At 65.3% G+C, this 21,587-nt stretch carries 18 protein-coding genes; 6 read left to right on the top strand and 12 right to left on the bottom strand.

All coding sequences use genetic code 11. From position 1 onward, the window contains the following. Positions 1-16: 16 nt before the first annotated feature. Both pgl and zwf read right to left on the bottom strand, forming a co-directional pair. Positions 17-730 (bottom strand): 6-phosphogluconolactonase, encoded by a 714-nt coding sequence (gene pgl, locus MF6396_RS07435; RefSeq protein ID WP_054915075.1) that lies wholly within the window; start codon positions 728-730, stop codon positions 17-19. Further along, positions 717-2,183, bottom strand: a complete 1,467-nt coding sequence (gene zwf / locus MF6396_RS07430; protein ID WP_043860395.1) for a glucose-6-phosphate dehydrogenase — start codon at positions 2,181-2,183, stop codon at positions 717-719. The genes pgl and zwf overlap by 14 nt, the downstream gene beginning before the upstream one ends. Positions 2,184-2,397: 214 nt before the next feature. Between zwf and hexR the strand changes: the two genes are divergently transcribed. Further along, a complete protein-coding gene (gene hexR / locus MF6396_RS07425) occupies positions 2,398-3,258 on the top strand; it encodes a DNA-binding transcriptional regulator HexR (RefSeq protein ID WP_173925072.1) in 861 nt (286 codons plus the stop codon). Here the strand turns inward: hexR and MF6396_RS07420 are convergent. The 10 genes from MF6396_RS07420 to edd all read right to left on the bottom strand — a co-directional run bounded on the left by MF6396_RS07420 (position 3,251) and on the right by edd (position 15,122). Next, positions 3,251-4,105: a D-hexose-6-phosphate mutarotase gene (locus MF6396_RS07420; protein WP_078479986.1), complete on the bottom strand. Its 855-nt coding sequence runs from the start codon at positions 4,103-4,105 to the stop codon at positions 3,251-3,253. The genes hexR and MF6396_RS07420 overlap by 8 nt on opposite strands. Before the next feature lie 111 nt (positions 4,106-4,216). Next, positions 4,217-5,527 carry a carbohydrate porin gene (locus MF6396_RS07415; protein ID WP_443217202.1) on the bottom strand — a complete coding sequence of 437 codons (1,311 nt, stop codon included), beginning with the start codon at positions 5,525-5,527 and terminating at the stop codon, positions 4,217-4,219. A gap of 89 nt (positions 5,528-5,616) precedes the next feature. Next, positions 5,617-6,777: an ABC transporter ATP-binding protein gene (locus tag MF6396_RS07410; RefSeq protein WP_058541443.1), complete on the bottom strand. Its 1,161-nt coding sequence runs from the start codon at positions 6,775-6,777 to the stop codon at positions 5,617-5,619. Between the two features lie 3 nt (positions 6,778-6,780). Beyond that, positions 6,781-7,626: a carbohydrate ABC transporter permease gene (locus tag MF6396_RS07405; RefSeq protein ID WP_078479984.1), complete on the bottom strand. Its 846-nt coding sequence runs from the start codon at positions 7,624-7,626 to the stop codon at positions 6,781-6,783. Further along, positions 7,619-8,527, bottom strand: a complete 909-nt coding sequence (locus MF6396_RS07400) for a carbohydrate ABC transporter permease (RefSeq protein WP_078479983.1) — start codon at positions 8,525-8,527, stop codon at positions 7,619-7,621. Before MF6396_RS07400 ends, MF6396_RS07405 begins: the two co-directional genes overlap by 8 nt. Positions 8,528-8,654: 127 nt before the next feature. Next, positions 8,655-9,917 carry an ABC transporter substrate-binding protein gene (locus MF6396_RS07395; protein WP_054915078.1) on the bottom strand — a complete coding sequence of 421 codons (1,263 nt, stop codon included), beginning with the start codon at positions 9,915-9,917 and terminating at the stop codon, positions 8,655-8,657. Between the two features lie 110 nt (positions 9,918-10,027). After that, positions 10,028-11,470, bottom strand: coding sequence for an ATP-binding protein (locus MF6396_RS07390; protein WP_196933097.1), 1,443 nt, complete (start codon positions 11,468-11,470; stop codon positions 10,028-10,030). Positions 11,471-11,489: 19 nt separating this feature from the next. Further along, positions 11,490-12,245: a response regulator gene (locus MF6396_RS07385; RefSeq protein WP_054915080.1), complete on the bottom strand. Its 756-nt coding sequence runs from the start codon at positions 12,243-12,245 to the stop codon at positions 11,490-11,492. Positions 12,246-12,333: 88 nt separating this feature from the next. Beyond that, the gene (locus tag MF6396_RS07380; RefSeq protein WP_078479982.1) at positions 12,334-13,299 is read right to left on the bottom strand and encodes a glucokinase; all 966 of its coding nucleotides are present in this window, start codon (positions 13,297-13,299) and stop codon (positions 12,334-12,336) included. Beyond that, positions 13,296-15,122 (bottom strand): phosphogluconate dehydratase, encoded by a 1,827-nt coding sequence (edd, locus tag MF6396_RS07375; protein WP_058541439.1) that lies wholly within the window; start codon positions 15,120-15,122, stop codon positions 13,296-13,298. Before edd ends, MF6396_RS07380 begins: the two co-directional genes overlap by 4 nt. Positions 15,123-15,374: 252 nt before the next feature. On the opposite strand from edd, the gene gap reads away from it, so the two are divergent. The 5 genes from gap to MF6396_RS07350 all read left to right on the top strand — a co-directional run bounded on the left by gap (position 15,375) and on the right by MF6396_RS07350 (position 21,552). Continuing rightward, on the top strand, positions 15,375-16,376 hold the full coding sequence (gene gap / locus MF6396_RS07370; RefSeq protein ID WP_043860383.1) for a type I glyceraldehyde-3-phosphate dehydrogenase: 1,002 nt from the start codon (positions 15,375-15,377) through the stop codon (positions 16,374-16,376). A gap of 157 nt (positions 16,377-16,533) precedes the next feature. After that, positions 16,534-17,052, top strand: a complete 519-nt coding sequence (locus tag MF6396_RS07365) for an RNA polymerase sigma factor (RefSeq protein ID WP_043860382.1) — start codon at positions 16,534-16,536, stop codon at positions 17,050-17,052. 67 nt (positions 17,053-17,119) lie between these two features. Beyond that, entirely contained in the window at positions 17,120-18,079 is a 960-nt protein-coding gene (locus tag MF6396_RS07360) for a FecR family protein (RefSeq protein ID WP_054915084.1), read from the top strand. A gap of 119 nt (positions 18,080-18,198) precedes the next feature. Continuing rightward, the gene (locus MF6396_RS07355) at positions 18,199-20,802 is read left to right on the top strand and encodes a TonB-dependent receptor (RefSeq protein WP_078479981.1); all 2,604 of its coding nucleotides are present in this window, start codon (positions 18,199-18,201) and stop codon (positions 20,800-20,802) included. 141 nt (positions 20,803-20,943) lie between these two features. Then, entirely contained in the window at positions 20,944-21,552 is a 609-nt protein-coding gene (locus MF6396_RS07350) for a biliverdin-producing heme oxygenase (protein ID WP_043860379.1), read from the top strand. Positions 21,553-21,587: the final 35 nt, after the last annotated feature.

The raw sequence follows: 21,587 nt of genomic DNA, 5'->3' as shown, positions 1-21,587 counted from the left end.
ACGGCGTGTCCTTGGTTCATGGGCACCAGTAGATTTCCAGGGGGTCTTGAAGAAAGGCGCGAATCGGCATCTGCGCCGGGTCGTCACCGCCCAGCGCGGCGCGCAGGGTAGCGAGTTTGCCCGGCCCTTGCACCGACAACAGTGTCGCACCTGCACCGGCCAGCACACGCCGGGTCAGGGTCAGGCGCTGATGCGGCACGCTCGGCGCCAGCATCGGCAGTACCCGGCGCTGGCTCTGGGCCTGCAGGCCCTCGGCCAGGTTGGGGCTGCCCGGAAACAGCGAGGCGGTGTGACCGTCATCGCCCATGCCCAGCACCAGCACATCGATCGGCGGCAGCTGGGCAAGCGCCTGGTCCGCCTGCTCGGCAGCGGCTTCGAGGCTCGCGGCGGGACGGTACAGGCCGACGAACCGCGCCTTGGCGGCCTCGCCCTGCAACAGGTGCTGCGCCACCAGGCCGGCATTGCTGTCGGCATGTTCCACCGGCACCCAGCGCTCGTCCGCCAGGCTGACCACCACCCTGGACCAGTCCAGCGGCTGCCTGGCCAGGCGCTGGAAGAACGCCACCGGGCTGCGCCCGCCCGACACCACCAGGGTGGCCTGGCCGTTTTCGTCCATCGCCGTGCGCAACCGCTGCGCCACATCCACAGCCAGGCCCTCGGCCAGGCGCGCCGCATCGGCAAACTCATGTGCCGTCACGCTCGCCGGCAGTTGCAGTTCAGATATCGCCATACCATGCCCTCCCATCGCGGGTAATCAGTGCTATCGAGCTCATCGGCCCCCAGGTGCCCGCCGCATACGGCTTGGGCGCATCACCGGCGTGTTTCCAGCCGGCGATCAACTGGTCGCACCATTTCCACGCATATTCGATTTCATCCTTGCGTACAAACAGGTTCTGGTTGCCGCGCATCACTTCCAGCAGCAGGCGCTCGTAGGCATCCGGAATGCGTGCGCTGTGCCAGGTATCGGAAAAATTCAGCTGCAACGGGCCGCTGCGCAGTTGCATGCCCTTGTCCAGGCCCTGCTCCTTGGTCATTACCCGCAACGAAATGCCTTCGTCCGGCTGCAGGCGGATGATCAGCTTGTTGCCGATCTGCAAACGTTGTTCCGCCGCGAAGATGTAGTGCTGCGGCTCCTTGAAATGGATGACGATCTGCGACAGTTTCTGCGGCATGCGCTTGCCGGTGCGCAGGTAGAACGGCACCCCGGCCCAGCGCCAGTTGCGGATATCGGCCCGCAGCGCGACGAAGGTTTCGGTGTCGCTCTGGGTATTGGAGTTGTCTTCCTCGAGGTAGCCGGGCACAGCCCGCCCCTCGCTGTAGCCCGCTATGTACTGGCCACGCACCACCTGGGTGCTCAGGCCCTCGCCGCTGATCGGTGCCAGTGCCTTGAGCACCTTGACCTTCTCGTCGCGAATGCTGTCGGCCGAGAGGTCGCTGGGCGGGTCCATGGCGATCAGGCACAGCAACTGCAGCAGGTGGTTCTGGATCATGTCGCGCAGTTGCCCGGCCTTGTCGAAGTAGCCCCAGCGGCCCTCGATGCCGACCTTCTCGGCCACGGTGATTTCCACGTGGGAGATGGAGTTCTGGTTCCACTGGGTTTCGAACAGGCTGTTGGCAAAGCGCAGGGCAATGAGGTTCTGCACCGTCTCCTTGCCCAGGTAATGGTCGATGCGATACACGCGGTTTTCGGGGAAGTACTGCGCCACCGCGTCATTGACCCTGCGCGACGACTCCAGGTCATGGCCGATGGGCTTTTCCAGCACCACGCGGGTGCGCTCGCTCAGGCCGACCTTGTCGAGGTTCTCGCAGATGCCGCCGTACACCGCCGCGGCGGTGGCGAAATAGGCGATCAGTGGCGCGTCGGGTTGTACCTGTTCGAGCAGCGCCGGGTAGTCCTGAGCCTGAAGAAAATCCACATGCAGGTAGCTCAGGCGCGCCATGAAGCGCTGCAGGGCCAGGGCCTCGATATCGCTGCCCACGTGCTTGTGCAGGTGCGCCTCGATCGTCGCCAGGTGCTCCTGCGGGCTGCCGGCTTCGCGGGCCAGTGCCAGCACGCGGGTCTGCTCATTCAGCAGGCCCGCGCGATCGAGCTGGTAAAGCGCCGGGAACAGCTTGCGCAACGCCAGGTCGCCCAGGGCGCCGAACAGGGCAAAGGTGCAGGGTTCAACGGTGATCGAAGCCATGATGTTGGTTCTTTTATCAAGTTGACGTAGAAATACCGGTTTCAATCGCAGTTTTCAAGGACTAATGTAGTAAAACTAACAACATATTGTCGTGTATACAGAATCAAGTGGTGCGCCAACCGTGCCATCAGTACGATAGGCCACCGCGTAAAAAGCCGTCTGCCCGTGGCAGCCGGCGGCCTCCCCGACCCAAGGACATACCCCCATGGACCGCGTGCGAAACCTCCTGGAGCAGATCCAGGGCCGCCTCGACGAGCTGAACAAGGCTGAGCGCAAAGTCGCCGAAGTCATCCTGGCCAACCCGCAGCAAGCCACGCGCTTCAGCATCGCGGCGCTGGCCCAGGCAGCCAAGGTCAGCGAACCCACCGTCAACCGCTTCTGCCGTTCGTTCGGCGTCAGCGGCTACCCCGAGCTCAAGCTGCAACTGGCGCAGAGCCTGGCCAGCGGCGCCGCCTATGTCAGCCGTGCGGTAGAAGCCGACGACGACCCTGCATCCTATACCCAGAAGATCTTCGGCAGCGCCATCGCCTCGCTCGACAGTGCCTGCCAGCAGCTCGACCCGCAACTGGTCAGCCGCGCCGTCGACATGCTGATCCAGGCGCGCCAGATCCACTTCTTCGGCCTGGGCGCCTCGGCCCCGGTGGCACTGGACGCACAGCACAAGTTCTTCCGCTTCAACCTCGCCGTGTCGGCGCATGCCGACGTGCTGATGCAGCGCATGCTGGCCTCGGTGGCCCATACCGGCGAGCTGTTCGTGATCATCTCCTACACCGGGCGCACCCGCGAACTGGTCGAAGTGGCGCGCCTGGCGCGGGAAAACGGCGCCTCGGTGCTCGGCCTCACCGCTGCCGACTCGCCACTGGCCAAGGCCAGCAGCCTGAGCCTGAATATCCCGCTGCCTGAAGACACCGACATCTACATGCCGATGACCTCGCGCATCATCCAGCTGACCGTGCTCGACGTGCTGGCCACCGGCATGACCCTGCGCCGTGGCGTGGACTTCCAGCCTCACCTGCGCAAGATCAAGGAAAGCCTCAACGCCAGCCGCTACCCGATCGACGACGAACTCAATTGAGCGAATGCGCCTGCAACTGCAGGTGCGCCCGCTCCCCCGGCGCCAGGCTGAGGCTGTCGCTGCTGCCACTGGCGGCCTCGACGCAGATGAAGCCCTGGGTCTCGCTGCCGCTCACGCCCATCAGCGGCCGGCTGCCCGGATGCCACACCACGGTGTCGTCGCTGTCGCCGGTATCGATGCACAGCTGACGCTGCCAGGCCGGGTCGTTGACCTGCAGGGTCGCAGCATTCTGGAACACCCGCTGACAGCCGCCCTGCACTTTCAAGGCGCCCTTCTGCTGGCATGCCTGACGCCTCAGATGATCGTACCCCCTCGCATTCTCTAGCCCAGATAGCGCTATCTCGGAAACGTCACTAATACGCCAGTAGGCCAGCAGAGCATGACTCAACTGGCACGGCAGGCTGTCCTGGTGCTCGGTGCTCAGTTGCAACTGCATGCGCTGGCCCAGCGTGGCCACCAGGTCGACCTGCCAGTCGCACAGTTGCAGGCGCCACGTGAGGGTCACACCCTCGTCGCTTTCGCTGCTGTCGATCAGTTTCCAGTCGAGCAGGCGCGCCCAGCCGTGGGCCGGCCACATGTCTTCACTGGGGTGACGGCCGTACCAGGGCCAGCACACCGGCACACCGCCACGAATGGCGCCGACCTGCGGCCACTGCGCCGCGCACCACAGCCACGGGCGTTCGCCACGGGGCTGGAAGTGCAGCAGTTGCGCGCCCTGGCGACTGAACACCGCCTGGCACTGGGGGTGATCGATGATCAGCACGTCGCGCTGCTGGTAACGCTCCCACTCGAAGGTCGGTCGCGGCCGCTGCGAGGTGAAGAAGCGTTGAAGCGGGTGCTCGGACATGTTTCGGGACTCTTGTTGTTAGGGGGGCCTGTTCGCCGGCAACGCCGGCTCCTACAGAAGTCGACCTTGCCGGCAAAACGCCGAATTGGCGTAAATTTACAACATATCCCCTCAGAACGACGACTGAATCTTCAGCCCGGCGACGACCGCGTTGTCCACCTCGCTCACCCCGCCCGGGTGACGGATGTACTGAAGGTTGGGGCGCACGGTCAGCCAGTTGGTCACGTGCACGCCGTAGTACAGCTCGGCGTTGTACTCGGTACGCTGGATCGGCACGAAGCCCATGTCGTTGTAGTCATCGATACCGCTGACCCCATTGAGCTGCTGCGCACGCTTCTTCACGTCATCGTTGACATGAATGCGCGCCACGCCGAAGCCGATGTCGTCCTTGGGCCGCGAATCGAAGGCGCCCTTGTACACCATGCCCACCTGCTGGTAGTTGTCGACCACGTTGGTGGCCTTGTCGTGCACGGTAAAGTTGGCGAACAGGCTCAGGCCGCGATTGGCATCGCCGTTGTGCGCAGTAACCTGCTGCTGCGCCACCACCCACCAGCCATGCTTGCTCGAATGCGACTTGGGGTCTGCGCCAGTCAGGCCCTGGGGTTGGCCATTGACGTCCTCGTAGATGTCATCGGCCTTGGCAGTGCTGTAGTAGTAACCCAGGCGGTACTCGCCGGGCAGGCCGTTGACCCTGGGGGCCCACACCAGCTCCACCGGCAGGATCATGCCCTTGGTGCCGCTGCCGCTGAGCTTGAAGCCATTGCCCGTCTCAAGGTTCGAAGGGTTCTGCTCGAACACCCCGACCTGGGCGAAGAACTCCGGCGTGAGGTTGTATTTGGCGCGCAACGCCCACTGGCTGACCGGCCAGTTGTACCAGATGCTGCCCACCCAGTTGCCCACCTGCGAGCCGCAGAAAGCCAGGTTCTGGAAATCGCAGGGGAAGCTGTTGAACTCCTCGCCCGGGCCGAAGCGCCCCGCCTTGAGGTCGAGCTTGCCGTCGAAGTAGGTCTGCTTGACCCACATCTGGGTCAGGCGCCAGGTCTGCCCGCGGCCCCACACCTCCTGCACCGAGCTGAACTGCCCGGCCCGAGGGTCGCTGATGCGGTCGTTGGACAGGTTGCGCCCGCTGCGCTCGGTGATCGCCAGCTTGAGCTCGGCGTCGTGCCAACCCAGGATCTTCTCCAGGTCCATCTTCACGCCCAGGGCGAACTGGTCGCTGTAGCGCGCCGTCTTGTCGTTGTTGTAGCCACCCTTCAGGTTGCCGGCAACCTCGCCCACGTAATCCAGCGAAAAATCGTAGCCCTTGTCCAGCAACTCGGTGCGTGTGCCGCCCCAGTCGCCGCTCATCCACTTCGACTCCGGGTCGAAGGCGCCGGCAGCGTGCGCCCCGCAACTGACCCCGAAGGCCGCCAGCAGGGTCATGCAGCCCCGCGGCAAAACACGTTTGAAATGATCCATCCCCTGTGTCCTCGTCTTATTGTTTTCGATGGTGTCCATGCTTTACAACGAATTCAGCGGCCCCTGAATTGGGCAATGTTGTCGGTGCCGACCGTATCGAGCGGTGCACGCCCGCGCCCCAGCCGTTCGCCCGTTTCTGCATCGAACAGCAGCACCCGCGCAGGATCGAACTGCAAGCTCAGGCTTTCACCGACCTGCGGCGCGAACTCCGGTGCCAGTCGGCAGCACACCTTGGTCTGGTTGAGGGTCACGAACACCAGGGTGTCCGGCCCGGTCGGCTCGGTGACCTGCACCTGGGCGCGAATGCTCGGCAGGCCATTGCCTTCGACCGCCGCCAGGCTGATCTGCTCCGGGCGAATGCCCAGGATCACCTCGCGCGCCTCCAGCCCCGCCTCGCCGATGCCCAGCGGCAGCTCGCAGCGCCCCTGGCCGCTGTCGAGCAGGGCCAGCAGGCGACCCTCCTGGCGTTGCAGGCGCAAGGGTATGAAGTTCATCGGCGGCGAGCCGATGAAGCTCGCCACGAACAGGTTGGCCGGGTCGTTGTAGATCTGCTGCGGGGTGCCGAACTGCTGGATCAGCCCATCCTTCATCACCGCCACCTTGTCGCCCAGGGTCATGGCCTCGATCTGGTCGTGGGTCACGTACACCGTGGTGGTCTTCAGGCGCTGGTGCATCAGCTTGATCTCGGTGCGCATCTCCACCCGCAGCTTGGCGTCGAGGTTGGACAGCGGTTCGTCGAACAGGTAGATCCTGGGCCGACGCGCCAGCGCCCGGCCCATGGCCACGCGCTGCTGCTGCCCACCGGACAGCTGGCCGGGCTTGCGCCCCAGCAGGTGCTCGATCTGCAGCAGCTTGGCCACCCGCGCCACCTCCTCGTCGATGGCCGCCGGGGTCATCTTGCGAATCTTCAGGCCGAAGGCGATGTTGTCGCGCACGTTCATGGTCGGGTACAGCGCATACGACTGGAACACCATGGCGATGTCGCGATCCTTGGGGCTCATGCCACTGATGTCGGCGTCGTCCACCAGAATCGCCCCGCCGCTGATCTGCTCCAGCCCCGCGATGCAGTTCATGAGGGTGGATTTGCCGCAGCCCGAAGGGCCCACCAGGATCAGGAACTCGCCCGAGCCGATCTTCAGCTCGATGTTCTTCAGCGTGTCCGGCAGGCCGCTGCCGTAGGTCTTGTTGACGTTGCGCAATTCAAGCGTTGCCATGTTCTACCCCTTGACCGCGCCGGCGGTGAGCCCACGCAGGAAATACTTGCCAGCCAGCACATAGACCAACAGGGTCGGTAACCCGGCGATCATCGCCGCCGCCATGTCGACGTTGTATTCCTTGGCCCCGGTGCTGGTGTTGACCAGGTTGTTGAGGGCCACGGTGATCGGTTGCGCGTCGCCACTGGCGAACACCACGCCGAACAGAAAGTCGTTCCAGATCTGGGTGAACTGCCAGATCAGGCACACCATGATGATCGGGATCGACATGGGCAGCAGGATGCGCCCGAAGATGGTGAAGAACCCCGCGCCATCCAGCCGCGCCGCCTGCACCAGGGCCTGGGGCACGCTGGTGTAGTAGTTGCGGAAAAACAGCGTGGTGAAGGCCAGGCCGTACACGATGTGCACCAGCACCAGGCCGGTGGTGGTACTGGCCAGGCCCAGCTTGCCGAGGGTGAACGAGGCCGGCAGCAGCACCGTCTGGAACGGCAGGAAGCAGCCGAACAGCAGCAGCCCGAAGAACAGCTGCGAGCCGCGAAAGCGCCACATCGACAGCACGTAGCCGTTGAGCGCTCCCACCAGGGTGGAGATCAGCACCGCCGGCACGGTGATCTTCATCGAGTTCCAGAAATAACCGCCCACCGCGTCCCAGGCCTTGACCCAGCCGATGCCGGTGATCACCTCGGGCCAGCTCAGCAGGTTGCCGGTGCGGATGTCGTCGGGGCTCTTGAAGCTGGTCAGCAGCATCACGATCAGCGGCACCAGGTACACCAGGCAGGCCGCGATCAGGGTGGCGTAGACCGCCAGGCGGCTCAGGCTCGGTCGACGAGCAGCAAGTGAATTACTCATGGCGCTTGCTCCTGAGTTCCGAATACAGGTACGGCACCAGGATCGCCAGGATCGCACCCAGCATCAGGATCGCGCTGGCCGAGCCCATGCCCATCTGGCCGCGGCTGAAGGTGAACGAATACATGAACATCGCCGGCAGGTCCGAAGCGTAGCCCGGGCCACCGGCGGTCATTGCCGCCACCAGGTCGAAGCTCTTGATCGCGATGTGCGCCAGGATCATCAATGCACTGAAGAACACCGGGCGCAGGCTGGGCAGCACGATGCGCAGGTAGATGGTCGGCAGGCTCGCGCCATCGACCTGGGCGGCGCGGATGATCGACGGGTCGACCCCGCGCAGCCCGGCCAGAAACAGCGCCATGACGAACCCCGAGGCCTGCCACACGGCAGCAATCACCAGGCAGTACACCACGCGATCGGGGTCGACCAGCCAGTCCAGGCGAAAGCCTTCCCAGCCCCAGTCGCGCAGCATCTTGTCCAGGCCAAGGCCGGGGTTGAGCAGCCATTTCCAGGCGGTGCCGGTGACGATCATCGACAGCGCCATGGGGTACAGGTAGACGGTGCGGATAAAGCCTTCGCGGCGGATACGCTGGTCGAGCAGCACCGCCAGCAGCACGCCGACCACCAGGCTGATGCCGATGAACATGCCGCCGAACAACAGCAGGTTCTTGCTGGCGACCCACCAGCGGTCGTTGTCCATCAGGCGGGCGTACTGGGCCAGGCCCACCCACTTGTAGCTGGGCATGAAGCTTGAATTGGTGAACGACAGGACGAAGGTCCACAGGATATAGCCGTAGAAGCCCACCAGCACGATCAGCATGCTCGGCGCCAGTACCAGTCGGGGCAGCCAGCGTTGCAATGCATCGAGGGGTGAGGCCTGGTTGAGGACGGCGATAGTGCTCATCGGAAGGTTCTCGGTTGGAAAGGCGGCGCGTTGCGCCGCATCGCGGGTCAAGCCCGCTCCCACAAAGTCATCGCAGTACCTGTGGGAGCGGGCTTGACCCGAGATGAGGCCCGAAAGATTCAGCGGATCATTTAGCCGACTTGATCGCCGAATCCAGCTGCTTGACCGCCTTGGCCGGGTCGGCCTTCGGGTCGTTGAGGAAGTTGGTCACCACATCGAAGATGGCGCCCTGCACCGCCAGGCTGGTGGCCATGTTGTGCGCCATGCTCGGTTGCAGGCCATCGCCCTGCTCGGCCGCCTTGAAGTCCGCGGCGGACTTTTGCGTGCAGGCATCGAACGGGCCCATGTCCATGTCCTGGCGTACCGGCAGCGACCCCTTGTTCTGGTTGAACACGGTCTGGAACGCCGGCTCCAGCGCCACCTTGGCCAGGTCGTTCTGGGCCTTGATGTCGTTCTCGTCCTTGAGCCTGAACATCACCAGCGAGTCGATGTTGTAGGCAAAGCTGCCCTGGGTACCGGGGAACGCTACGCACTCGTAGTCCTTGCCGGCGATCTTGCCCGCAGCGGTCCATTCGCTCTTGGCCCAGTCGCCCATGATCTGCATGCCGGCCTTGCCGTTGATGACCTCGGCGGCCGCAACGTTCCAGTCACGCCCGGCACGGTTGGGGTCCATGTAGGTGCCCAGGCGCTGCAAGGTGCTGAACGCCTCGATCATCTGCGCACCGGTCAGGGTCTTTTCATCCAGTTCGACAAAGGCGGCGTGGTAGCCCTTGGGCCCGAGAATGCTCAGCACCACGTCCTCGAACACGGTACTGTCCTGCCACGGCTGGCCGCCGTGGGCCAGGGGCACGAAGCCGGCAGCCTTGAGCTTGTCGGCGGCGGCGAACAGTTCGTCCAGGGTGGTGGGCACCTTGGCCCCGGCCTTGGCGAACACCTGCGGGTTGATCCACAGCCAGTTGACCCGGTGGATGTTCACCGGCACGGCCACGTAATGACCGTCGTACTTCATGATGTCGGCAACCTTTCTGGGCAGCAGCGCGTCCCAGTCGTTGGCCTTGGCCACATCGTCCAGGTTGGTCAGCAGGCCCAGCGCGCCCCAGTCCTGGATGTCCGGGCCCTTGACCTGGGCAGCGGCTGGCGGGTTGCCGGCCACCGCGCGGCTCTTGAGCACGGTCATGGCGGCCGCGCCGCCGCCCCCGGCCACGGCGTTGTCCTTCCACACAAAGCCGTCCTGTTCGATCTGCTTGCGCAGCGTGTCCACGGCCGCCTTCTCGCCACCGGACGTCCACCAGTGGGTCACCTCGACCGTGCCGGGTTCGGCAGCCAGGGCGCTCAATGGCAACAGGGAAGCAAGGGAAACAACGGCGGCGAGGCGATTGATCGCATTCATCAAGGGAAACCTTTCTTGTTGTTATGCCGGTGCAAGTCATGCTGCTTGCGCGTGAATCGAAGTCTAGCCACCCCCTGGGGCGGCAGAAGTAACGAAGGGATGCGCGAATGTCACCGACCTGTGACATTCACCCGCTGGCCCGCACTGCGCGGCAGGCTCAGGGTGACCCGCAGGCCGCCTTCGCGCAGGTTGCGCAGGCTCACCTCGCCGCCGTGGCTGTGGGCGATGTTGCGCGCGATGCCCAGCCCCAGCCCGTAGCCCTGCTGCTGGCCGGCCAGGCGCACATGTGGCTCGAACACCTGTTCCTGGCGCTGCTCCGGAACGCCGGGGCCCTCGTCGTCCACCTGCAGCACGAAACCGGTGGCACTGTCGATGATGCGCAGGTGCGCACGCTCGCCGTACTTGAGCGCGTTGTCGATCAGGTTGCCGATGCAGCGCTTGAGCGCCAGCGGCTTGCCCGGATACGCCGCCAGCGCCCTGCCCTGCACGGTGACGCGCGCACTGGCCAGGTAGGGCTCCACCAGGCAGTCGAGCACCTGGTTGAGGTCGATGGGTTCGATGTTCTCGTGGATGTCGGTGTCCTTCACGCACTGCAGGGCGCCCTTGACCAGCAGCTCCAGCTCGTCCAGGTCACGGCCGAACTTGTGTTGCAGCTGTTCATCCTCCAGCAGCTCGACGCGCAGGCGCAGGCGCGTGATGGGCGTGCGCAGGTCGTGGGAGATCGCGCTGAACAGTTGGCTGCGCTCGGTCAGGTAGCGGCTGATGCGTTCGCGCATGGCATTGAAGGCGCGCCCCACCTCCACCACTTCGCTGCCGCCGCCCTCCACCTCCGGCGGCGCGTCGGCGCCCAGCGACAGCTCCCGCGCCGCGCGTGCCAGGCGCTTGAGCGGACGGGTCTGCCAATGCACCAGCAGGCCGATGAACAGCAGCAGAAAGAAACTGGTCAGTGCGATGAACCCCACCTGCTGGCGCGGCAGGCCCTCGGCCTCGAGACTGGTGTAGGGCTCGGGCAGCAGCGAGGCGATGTACAGCCACTCGCCCTCGCCCAGGCGGATCTGGGTCACCAGCACCGGCGGGTTGACCGGCTCCAGGGTCAGCGAGTAGTGCGCCCAGGAGCGCGGCAGTTCATCGAGCTTGAGCCCGCTGTTGAACAGACGCAGTTGCTCGGGGCCGACGAACTCCACCGAGATTTCCATCTGCTCGCCCAGGCGCTCGTGCAGTACCTGCTCGAACGCCTCGATCACCGCCTGCTTGCGCGGGGTCACCGGCAGCACCTGCATGTCCAGCGGCCGGTCGTTGAGCGACACCACGAAGCGCGTGCCCCCCATGCTGCGCAGCTGGTCCAGCACCAGCGGCCGGTAGGCCAGCGGCAGCGAACGAAAGTAACTGACGCTGGCGGTCATCGAATGCGCCAGGCTGCGCGCGCTGGCCAGCAGCCCTTCGAGCTGGCTGGCGCGCAACTGCGACACCCAGATCACGCTGGACAACCCCTGGGCCGCCGTCACCACCAGCAGGGTCAGCAGCAGCATGCGCCCCAGCAGCGAGCGTGGCAGCGGCAGGCGCCAGCGCCGCTCAGTGCGCGGGCGCAACACTGGCCGCCAGCAGGTAGCCGCTGCCGCGCACGGTGCGGATCAGTCGCGGAGGTTTTTCGGTATCGCGCAGGCGCTGGCGCAGGCGGCTGACCGCCATGTCGACGATACGGTCCAGCGGCATCGGCTCGCGACCACGGGTGGCATTGCCGATGGTGTCGCGGTCGAGGATCTGTTGCGGGTGGTCGAGGAACAGCTTGAGCAGGGCGAAATCGGCGCCAGACAGGATCACCTCTTCGCCGTCGCGGTGGAACAGGCGGTGGCTGACCGTATCCAGGCGCCACTCGTCGAAGGTCAGCACGTCACCGCCGGGGCGTTCATGCATGAAGCCGGCGCGGCGCAGCAGGGCCTTGATGCGGGCTTGCAGCTCGCGGGGGCTGAAGGGTTTGCCCAGGTAATCGTCGGCGCCCAGTTCCAGGCCGATGACGCGATCGGTTTCGTCGGAACTGGCGGTGAGCATGATGATCGGCACACGGGCCTGACGCGGGTGCTGTCGCACCCAGCGGCACAGGCTGAAACCGTCTTCGTCGGGCAGCATCACATCGAGGATCACCAGGTCGGCGCCGTGTGTGTCCAGGGCCTGGCGAAAACCCTGGCCATCGGCCTGGGCCTGCACCTGGAAGCCGCATTTGCTCAGGTAGGCCTGCAGCAGTTCACGGATGTCCTGGTCGTCATCGACCAGCAGAATCGACTTGGTCACGGTTGTTGTCCTTGTCAGTGCATTCCTTGGCGGCCCCATTGCGGGTCAAGCCCGCTCCCACAGGTACGGCATCGAACCTGGCGGGAGCGGGCTTGACCCGCGACAGGGCCCGGCCAGTCACTCCAACTCAGGCGTGCTGGGCCAGTGCCTGCTGCAACGCCACTCCCGCCCCTTCCAACCCGGAATACTCCGCCGTCACCAGCCACACCGGCACCCCTTCAAGGTAGGCGCTCATGCAGCCCTTGTCGGCAAAACTCGCGGCAAAGCCGCTGCGCAGGAACAGCTCGGCAAAGCGCGGAATCACTCCGCCCACGATGAACACCCCGCCACGCCCGCCCAGGGTCAGCACATTGTTGCCGGCCACCCGCCCCAGAAAACGGCAGAACTGCTCGATCACCTCCAGCGCCACCGGGTCGTCGTGCAACGCCGCGTCGGTGATCTGGGCCGGCGTGCCCAGCGTGGGGGCATGCCCGTCCAGTGCACAGATGGCGTGGTACAGGCGCAGCAGCCCGCCGCCACTGAGCACGGTTTCGGCGCTGACGTGGCCGGTGTCCAGCGCGATCGCCTGGCGAATCGCCGCCTCGCGCGCACTGCCCACCGGCAGGTCGACATGCCCGCCCTCACCCGGCAGCGCCAGCCAGCGCTGCTCGCCCAGGCCAAGCAAGGTCCCGACACCCAGGCCGGTACCCGGCCCGATCACCACCGCCGGACGGGTAGTGTCCGGGGTGCCGGCGCACACATTGCGCACTTCATCCGGCTGCAGGCGGGTCATGCCCAGCGCCATGGCGGTGAAGTCGTTGATCAGCAGCAGGTGCTCGACCTGCAGGTTGGCGCAGAATGCCTTGCGGCCCAGACGCCAATGGCTGTTGGTGAAACGAAACTCATCGCCGCTGACCGGCCCGGCCACCGCCAGGCACACCGCCGCCACCTCGCCCTTGGCCAGGCCCTGCGCGGCCAGGTACACGCCGATGGCCTGCTCGGGGCTGGTGTAGTCAGCCGTGGGGAACACCTGCACCGCGTGCAGCGCGTTGTCGCGCCACAACGCGAAGCGGGCATTGGTGCCGCCTATGTCACCGACCAGTGCGACCTTCATTTGAAGTTCTCCAGGGCCGAGGTGAAGGCGCTGGCGCCCTGCTCGGCCGAGCTCAGCGCCACGCGCAGGAAGCCGAACAGCTCGCGCCCGCAGCCCAGGTCATTGCCCAGCGGCGCTGCCGGCAGCTCGCGAGCGGCCAGTTCGGCCGGCTCGACGCGCACCTGCAAGGTGCCGGCCACGCCGTCCACGCGCACGATGTCGCCATCGCGCACCCGCGCCAGCGGGCCGCCATCGAACGCTTCCGGGCACACATGAATGGCCGCCGGAATCTTGCCCGAAGCTCCCGACATGCGCCCGTCGGTCACCAACGCGACCTTGAAGCCGCGGTCCTGCAGCACACCCAGGAACGGGGTCATCTTGTGCAGTTCGGGCATGCCGTTGCAGCGCGGGCCCTGGAAGCGCACCACGGCGACGAAATCGCGCTCCAGCTCGCCGGCCTTGAACGCATCGGCCAGTTCCTGCTGATCGTGGAACACCCGCGCCGGGGCTTCGACCACCTGGTGCTCGGCCGCCACCGCAGACACCTTCATCACCCCACGGCCAAGGTTGCCTTGCATCACCCGCAGGCCGCCCTCGGCGGAGAACGGTTTGGCCACCGGACGCAGGATGCTTTCGTCAAGGCTGGCCTCGGGGCCTTCGCGCCACACCAGCCTGCCGTTGTCCAGGAACGGCTCCTGGGTATAACGGCGCAGGCCGGGGCCGGCCACGGTGTTCACGTCCTCGTGCAGCAACCCGGCATCGAGCAGCTCGCGGATCAGGAAGGCCATGCCGCCCGCCGCCTGGAAGTGGTTGATGTCGGCCTTGCCGTTGGGGTACACGTGCGACAGCGTTGGCACCACCTCGGACAGGTCGGCCATGTCCTGCCAGGTCAGCTGGATGCCGGCCGCCTGGGCAATCGCCGGCATGTGCAGGGTATGGTTGGTGGAGCCGCCGGTGGCGTGCAGCGCAACGATGGAGTTGACCAGCGACTTCTCGTCGACGATCTCGCCTAGCGGCATGAAGTTGCCACTGGCCCTGGTCAGGCGCGTGACCTGCTGCGCGGCCTCGACGGTGAGCGCATCGCGCAGCGGCGTGTACGGGTTGACGAACGAGGCACCGGGCAGGTGCAGGCCCATCACTTCCATCAGCAACTGGTTGGTATTGGCCGTGCCGTAGAAGGTGCAGGTGCCGGGGCTGTGGTAGGACTTCATTTCCGACTCCAGCAGCTCTTCGCGACTGGCCTTGCCCTCGGCGTAGCGCTGGCGCACGTCGGCCTTTTCCTTGTTGGAGATACCCGAGGGCATCGGCCCGCCCGGCACGAACAGCTGGGGTAGATGGCCAAAGCGCAGCGCCCCCATCAACAGGCCCGGCACGATCTTGTCGCAGATACCCAGCAGCAGCGCCGCGTCGAACATGTTGTGCGACAGCGCAATCGCGGTGGACATGGCGATCACTTCACGGCTGGCGATGCCCAGCTCCATGCCCGGTTCACCCTGGGTGACGCCGTCGCACATGGCCGGCACCCCGCCGGCAAACTGGCCCACCGAGCCGATTTCGCGCAGCGCCTGCTTGATCTGCTGGGGGAAGTGCTCGTAGGGCTGGTGCGCCGAGAGCATGTCGTTGTAGGCCGAGACGATGGCGACGTTGGCCGCGTTCATCATGCGCAGGCTGTGCTTGTCGTCGCTGCCGCAGCCGGCCACGCCATGGGCGAAGTTGGCGCATTGCAGCTTGGCGCGCATCGGGCCGTCGCTGGCCGCCCCGCGAATCAACTGAAGGTAGCGCTCGCGGGTAGGACGGCTACGGGCGATCAGCCGTTCGGTGACCTCAAGAATGCGCGGATGCATGTACTGGACTCCAGGCTAAGGGGCAGCAACCTCTGCGGCGGTTTCCCTTACAAACGATTGCGACCTAGGCTCAAGGCAGGGGCGCGAATGTCGGTGGGTAACGGCTTGGCCGGTCACTCGTTGTAGATTGAACAAAATACTGCCAGCAAAAAGGCTTGTTTTCTATTTTTTTACGAATAATCTTGTAATTCCAACAACAAAATCAGATTCAGGCTCTTTCCGGGGCTCAGACAGTCTGCCAGAGGTAGCTCCATGACATTACGTATCGCAATCAATGGTTTTGGCCGCATCGGCCGCAACATTCTTCGCGCACTGTATACCCAAGGCTACCGTCAGGACCTGCAGGTCGTCGCCATCAACGACCTGGGCGACAGCTCGATCAATGCGCACCTGCTCAAGTACGACAGCGTGCACGGGGCATTCGATGCACAGGTTCACAGCGATGGCGAGAGCATCACGGTCAACGGCGACCGAATTGCCGTCAGCGCGATTCGCAACCCCGCCGAGCTGCCGTGGCAGGCGCTGGGTGTGGACGTGGTGTTCGAATGCACGGGCCTGTTCACCGAGCGCACCCGGGCCGCGGCCCATCTTACTGCCGGGGCACGCAAAGTCATCATCTCGGCCCCCGGCAAGGGCGTGGACGCAACGGTGGTGTACGGGGTCAACCACGACATCCTGCGCCCCTCGCACCAGATCATCTCCAGTGCTTCGTGCACCACCAACTGCCTGGCGCCGGTGGCGCAGGTACTGCACCGCGAACTGGGCATCGAACAGGGCCTGATGACCACCATCCATGCCTACACCAACGACCAGAGCCTGACCGACGTGTACCACAGCGACCCGTACCGGGCGCGGGCGGCCACCCAGTCGATGATCCCGAGCAAGACCGGCGCAGCCGAGGCCGTGGGCCTGGTGTTGCCGGAACTGGCCGGCAAGCTGACCGGCATGGCCGTGCGGGTGCCGGTGATCAACGTGTCGCTGGTGGACCTGACCCTGAACGTGACACGCGAGGCCAGCGTGGAAGAGGTCAATGCGCTGATGAAAGAGGCCAGCCAGCACTCGAAGATCCTCGGTTACAACACCCTGCCGCTGGTGTCGTGCGACTTCAACCACAACCCGCTTTCGTCGATCTTCGACGCCAATCACACCAAGGTGGCCGGCAAGATGCTCAAGGTGATGGCCTGGTACGACAACGAATGGGGCTTTTCCAACCGCATGCTGGACAACTGCCTGGCGCTATGGGAGGCGCGATAGTCTCAAGCCGCAAGCTTCAGGCGGCAGGCAAGCCGGGGGGTAAGCCTGCTTTTCCTCCTGCCGCCTGGCGCTGAAAGCTTGCCGCTGCTTTTCCCCCTTGACCAACAGCATTGATGATAAGCATTATCATTCGCTGAAATCCCGGTCAGGTATCGCTGTGAGTCAGTCCCACTTCAACGCCGTCTTCCTCGCCCAGCGGGTCACCCTGCTACGCACCCTGCAGCGCATGGTCGACAACCCCAGCACCGCCGAAGACCTGCTTCAGGAAACCTACCTGCGCGTCACCCGCGCCCTGGGCGAACGCCCCATCGAGCACCTCGAACCCTTCGTGTTCCAGACCGCCCGCAACCTCGCCCTGGACCACCTGCGCGCCCGCCGCGTGCAAGCCCGCACCCTGCTCGACGATGTGCCCGAGGCGGTGCTGCACAACGTGGCCGCCAGCCACGGCAGCGCCGAGGACGCCACCCACGCGGAGCAGTTGCTGCGCCGCCTGAGCACCTCGCTGGGCGAGCTCAGCGCCCGCCAGCAGCGCATCTTCATCCTCAGCCGATTGCACGGCGCCAGCTATCTGGAAATCGCCGAACAACTGAAGGTGTCCGCCAGCACGGTTCAGAAGGAACTGAAACTGATCATGGCCATCTGTGTAGGCGTAGCCGATCGTCTCAATCGCGATTGAGCCTGCTTGCCTCACATGCCGATACACTTGATCATTACCTGATACACAAGCATGCCAAGGACCCTCCGTGACCGACAGTGCCCCTGACCGCCCTGCGCCGCCAGACCCGGCTGCCTGCGACAGCGCCATGGACCAGGCGCTGGACTGGCTGATACGCCTGCAATGCGCCACGCCCGAAGACACCCGGGCCTTCGAGGCCTGGCTCGAGGCCGACCCGGCCAATGCCCCGGCCTACGTGCAGGCCGAAGCCCTGTGGCACGGCGACAGCGTGCGCGCCGCCGCGCTGCAGCTGCAGCAACGTCAGCGCCCCTCACGCCTGGCCCGCCTGCGCCCGCACTGGAAGCCGCTGGCCACCGCCGCGGTGCTGCTGGTGGGTGTGTTCACGGTCGGCAACCTGCCCATGCGCCTGCAGGCCGATCACCTGACCGTGGTCGGCGAGCGCCAGCGCCTGGAACTGCAGGACGGCTCCAAGGTACTGCTCAATACCAATTCGGCGTTCTCCAGCAACATCAACGACCGCCAGCGCATCGCCCGGCTGTACCAGGGCGAAGCTTACTTCCAGGTCCCCGGCGGGCAGCAGCCCTTCGAGCTGCGCGCCGGGCCGTTGCGCGCCAGCGTGCGCGACACCGATTTCGCCGTGCGCTACCTCGACGGCCAGGCACAGGTGCGGGTGCAGCGCGGCGACGTCGACCTGCTGGGCAACAGCGACCAGCGCATCCGCCTGTCGGCCGGCGACAGCATCAGCCTCGGCCCCAACGGTTTCAGCCAGCGCGAGCGCCTGGACGGGCAAAAGGACCTGGCCTGGATCGAGGGCCGGCTGGTGTTCGAGAACTGCCCCCTGAGCCAGGTGCTGGCCGAGTTGGGGCGCTACTACCCGGGCTGGATCATCAACACCAGCGAGCGCCTGCAGAACGTCGCCGTCACCGGCAACTACCGCCTCGACCAACCCCTCGAAGCGGTGCGCTCGCTGGCCCACATCACCTCCGCACGCCTGCAGGAGTACCCGGCGCTGGTGATTCTGAACTGAATCGGAATCTTTTTTTACGCGATGCCCCGTGGTCACACGTCTCGTTATAGCCAATGCAACTGATTCTTATTTTTGAATCGGCCGCACCTATAACATTCGCGCGACAGGGAGCGCTTTCGATGTCCAGAGGTTTCACTCGCCGGTCTACCGTCTCCACCCGCACAGCGGGCCTGCAACGTTGCACGCTGTCGCTGCTGACCCTGGCCATGCTGGCCGGCGGCGTCTGCAGCCTGCCGGCGCTGGCCGCCGAGCCCGCCCAGGCAGCCAACCCGCGCATGGGTGACTACCGCTTCGCCATTGCCCAGCAGCCGCTGGTGTCGGCGCTCAACGCGTTTACCGCCGTCACCGGCTGGCAGGTGGGGTTGTCCGCCGAGCTGGCCGAAGGTGTCGCCTCGCCAGGCGTGCGCGGCTCGATGCCGCCCGAGCAGGCCCTGCGCCAGATGCTCGCCGGCACCCAGCTGAACTACCGCAAGCTCAGTGCCGGCAATGTGGTGATCGAGCGCGCCGCCTCCAACGCCATCACCCTGCAGCAGGTGACCGTCAGCGCCACCCGTACCGCGCAGGACGTGAACCAGGTGCCAAGCACGGTGAGCGTGCAGACCCGCGAGCAGCTGGACCGCAGCAACGTCAACACCATCAAGGACCTGGTGCGCTACGAGCCAGGTGTCTCGGTCAGCGGCGTCGGCCAGCGCAGCGGCCTCAACGGCTACAACATCCGCGGCATCGATGGCGAGCGCGTACTGACCCAGATCGATGGCGTGTCGATCCCCGACAGCTACTTCTACGGCCCCTACGCCCAGACCCAGCGCAACTACGTCGACCCCGAGATCGTCAAGCGCGTGGAGATCCTGCGCGGCCCGGCCTCGGTGCTGTACGGCAGCAACGCCATCGGCGGCGCGGTCAGCTACTTCACCCTCGACCCGGACGACATCATCAAGCCGGGCAAGGACGTGGGTGCACGCCTCAAGGCCGGCTACAGCTCGGCCGACGAGAGCTGGCTGACCTCGGCCACCGTGGCCGGGCGCGAGGGCGATTTCGACGGCCTGCTGCACCTGAGCCAGCGCAACGGCCACGAGACCGAGTCCTACGGCAGCCACAGCGGCGATGGCCTGGCGCGCACCGAGGCCAACCCGCAGGATGCGCGCACCACAAACGTGCTGGCCAAGCTGGGCTGGAACTACGCCGACGACGCGCGGCTGGGCCTGACCTACGAGCGCTACAAGGATGATCGCGATACCAACCAACTGAGCGCAGTGGGTGGGCCGTTCATTCCCGGCTTTGGTGCCTCCAACTCCTACCGCGTACGTACCGGCAACGACACCGTCACCCGCGAGCGATTTGCCATCAACCACGAATTTGCCCTGGGCAGCCTACTGGCCGACAACATGAAGTGGAGCCTGAACTACCAGATCGGCAAGACCGACCAGCGCACCGAAGAGGTGTATGCGGCCAGAGGGCGCGAGGTGTTCCGTGATCGCCAGACCCTCTACCAGGACCGTCAGTGGGTACTCGACGCCCAGCTCGACAAAGCCTTCAGCCTTGGCGATACCGAACACCTGCTGACCTACGGCACCACGCTCAAGCAGCAGAAGGTCACCGGTTCGCGCAGCGGCACGGCAACCTCTCTGAATGTGGGCGGTACCTGCCGCGCCGTTGGCGATGCCAGCCCTGGGGACGCCCAGGTCAAGGTCAGCGACTTCCCGGACCCGACCATCAACACATACAGCCTGTTCGCCCAGGACGAGATCCGCTGGAACGACTGGACTTTCCTGCCGGGTGCACGCTATGACTACACCCGCCTCAAGCCCGACATGACCGACGAGTACCTCGGTGCACTGGGCAGCGCCAACAGCGTCAATGACGCCGAGAAGAAATGGCACCGCGTCTCGCCCAAGCTGGGTGTGACCTACGCCTTCAACGACAACTACACCTGGTACGGGCAATACGCTGAAGGCTTCCGCACGCCGACGGCCAAGTCGCTGTATGGTCGCTTCGTGAACCTGGCAGGCGGGTATACCGTGGAGCCGAACCCGAACCTGGAGCCGGAAAAGAGCAAAAGCTACGAAACCGGCCTGCGCGGCAACTTCGATGCGGGGCACTTCGATGTGGCGGTGTTCTATAACAAGTACCGCGACTTCATCAACGAAGACGCCGTGCAGTCGTCCGACCTGGGCAACACCTTCGCCGCCAACAACATCAAGCACGCGACCATCAAGGGCGTCGAGTTCAAGGGCCGCCTGAGCCTGGCGCCTTTTGGCGCGCCAGAGGGCCTGTATGCTCAGACCTCCCTGGCCTATGCCAATGGCCGCAACGACGACACCGGCCAACCGCTCAACAGCGTCAACCCGCTGACCGGGGTGTTCGGCCTGGGCTACGAACAACGCGACTACGGCACCCTGCTCAGTTGGACCGTGGTCAAGCGCAAGAACCGCGTCGATGACACCAACTTCTTCGCCCCCGACGGCAGCAGCGGCCGCTTCCGCACCCCGGGCTACGGCACGCTGGATCTGAGCGGGTTCTACAAGGTTACAGACGACATCACCATCAATGCCGGGGTGTACAACCTTGCCGACAAGAAGTACTGGCAATGGGATGACGTGCGCAGCTACGCCACCGTGGGCAAGGATGGCCTGGGTGAAGCGGCGGTTACCCAGCCGGCCAATCTGGACCGCCTGACCGCACCGGGGCGCAACTTCGCCATCAACCTGGTGTGGGATATCTAGACGCTACGCCGGCAAGGCCGGCTCCCACAGGGAGCTGGCCTGCCGGCGAATGGCGCGCAACCTTTTTTACTATTTCCACGCCCCTCATTCGTCTAGTTACTAACGTCTAGTCACCCGCTCACCATTTCCCAAGGATGCCCCATGACCGCAACCGCCGAACGCCCTGCCCTGCGCTCGCAGCGCCTCAACCAGCTCACCCATGCGCCGCACAGCGAGCTCGATGCGCTGGTCAAGTCCCATGCCCCCTTCGACACCCGCGAAAGCTTCGCCCGTTTCGTGGTCGCCCAGTACCTGTTCCAGTCCGAACTCCAGGCGCTGTACAACGACCCGCAACTGATCGCCATCGTGCCCGACCTGGCCGAGCGCTGCCGCGCCGAACAGGCCCGCCTCGACCTCGCCGACCTCGACACCGCAGTACCGGCCGCCTTCCCCGGCGCCGTGCATAACCCAAGCCTGGGCGCCGCCATGGGCTGGATATTCGTCTCCGAAGGCTCCAAACTCGGCGCCGCGTTCCTGATCAAGCGCGCCGTCGGCCTGGGCCTGTCGGACAGCTTCGGTGCCCGTCACCTGGGCGAGCCGGCCGGTGGTCGCGCCGAGGGCTGGAAGCAGTTCACCCGCATCCTCGACGGTCTGGAGCTCAGCGCCGAAGAAGAAGCGGCCGCTGAACAAGGCGCCGTGGCTGCGTTCGAACGTTTTACCGAGTTGCTCAAACACGCCTACGCCACCGCGCCCAAGGCCGAGCTGGCCTGATGCGTGCCGGGCCGGCCAGCCGCGCTGGCAGCCGG

It is taken from the genome of Pseudomonas sp. MF6396 (assembly GCF_002018915.1).
In the GTDB taxonomy this organism is placed as follows: domain Bacteria; phylum Pseudomonadota; class Gammaproteobacteria; order Pseudomonadales; family Pseudomonadaceae; genus Aquipseudomonas; species Aquipseudomonas palmensis.
This window is presented reverse-complemented; position numbering and strand designations above follow the sequence as displayed.

What these genes read in the sequence shown, in the direction of transcription:
- pgl (WP_054915075.1), bottom strand. Translation starts at nt 730, where the DNA reads ATGGCGATATCTGAACTGCAACTGCCGGCGAGCGTGACGGCACATGAG.
- zwf (WP_043860395.1), bottom strand. Translation starts at nt 2,183, where the DNA reads ATGGCTTCGATCACCGTTGAACCCTGCACCTTTGCCCTGTTCGGCGCC.
- MF6396_RS07420 (WP_078479986.1), bottom strand. Translation starts at nt 4,105, where the DNA reads ATGTCCGAGCACCCGCTTCAACGCTTCTTCACCTCGCAGCGGCCGCGA.
- MF6396_RS07415 (WP_443217202.1), bottom strand. Translation starts at nt 5,527, where the DNA reads ATGACCCTGCTGGCGGCCTTCGGGGTCAGTTGCGGGGCGCACGCTGCC.
- MF6396_RS07410 (WP_058541443.1), bottom strand. Translation starts at nt 6,777, where the DNA reads ATGGCAACGCTTGAATTGCGCAACGTCAACAAGACCTACGGCAGCGGC.
- MF6396_RS07405 (WP_078479984.1), bottom strand. Translation starts at nt 7,626, where the DNA reads ATGAGTAATTCACTTGCTGCTCGTCGACCGAGCCTGAGCCGCCTGGCG.
- MF6396_RS07400 (WP_078479983.1), bottom strand. Translation starts at nt 8,527, where the DNA reads ATGAGCACTATCGCCGTCCTCAACCAGGCCTCACCCCTCGATGCATTG.
- MF6396_RS07395 (WP_054915078.1), bottom strand. Translation starts at nt 9,917, where the DNA reads ATGAATGCGATCAATCGCCTCGCCGCCGTTGTTTCCCTTGCTTCCCTG.
- MF6396_RS07385 (WP_054915080.1), bottom strand. Translation starts at nt 12,245, where the DNA reads ATGGGGCCGCCAAGGAATGCACTGACAAGGACAACAACCGTGACCAAG.
- MF6396_RS07380 (WP_078479982.1), bottom strand. Translation starts at nt 13,299, where the DNA reads ATGAAGGTCGCACTGGTCGGTGACATAGGCGGCACCAATGCCCGCTTC.
- edd (WP_058541439.1), bottom strand. Translation starts at nt 15,122, where the DNA reads ATGCATCCGCGCATTCTTGAGGTCACCGAACGGCTGATCGCCCGTAGC.
- gap (WP_043860383.1), top strand. Translation starts at nt 15,375, where the DNA reads ATGACATTACGTATCGCAATCAATGGTTTTGGCCGCATCGGCCGCAAC.
- MF6396_RS07355 (WP_078479981.1), top strand. Translation starts at nt 18,199, where the DNA reads ATGTCCAGAGGTTTCACTCGCCGGTCTACCGTCTCCACCCGCACAGCG.
- MF6396_RS07350 (WP_043860379.1), top strand. Translation starts at nt 20,944, where the DNA reads ATGACCGCAACCGCCGAACGCCCTGCCCTGCGCTCGCAGCGCCTCAAC.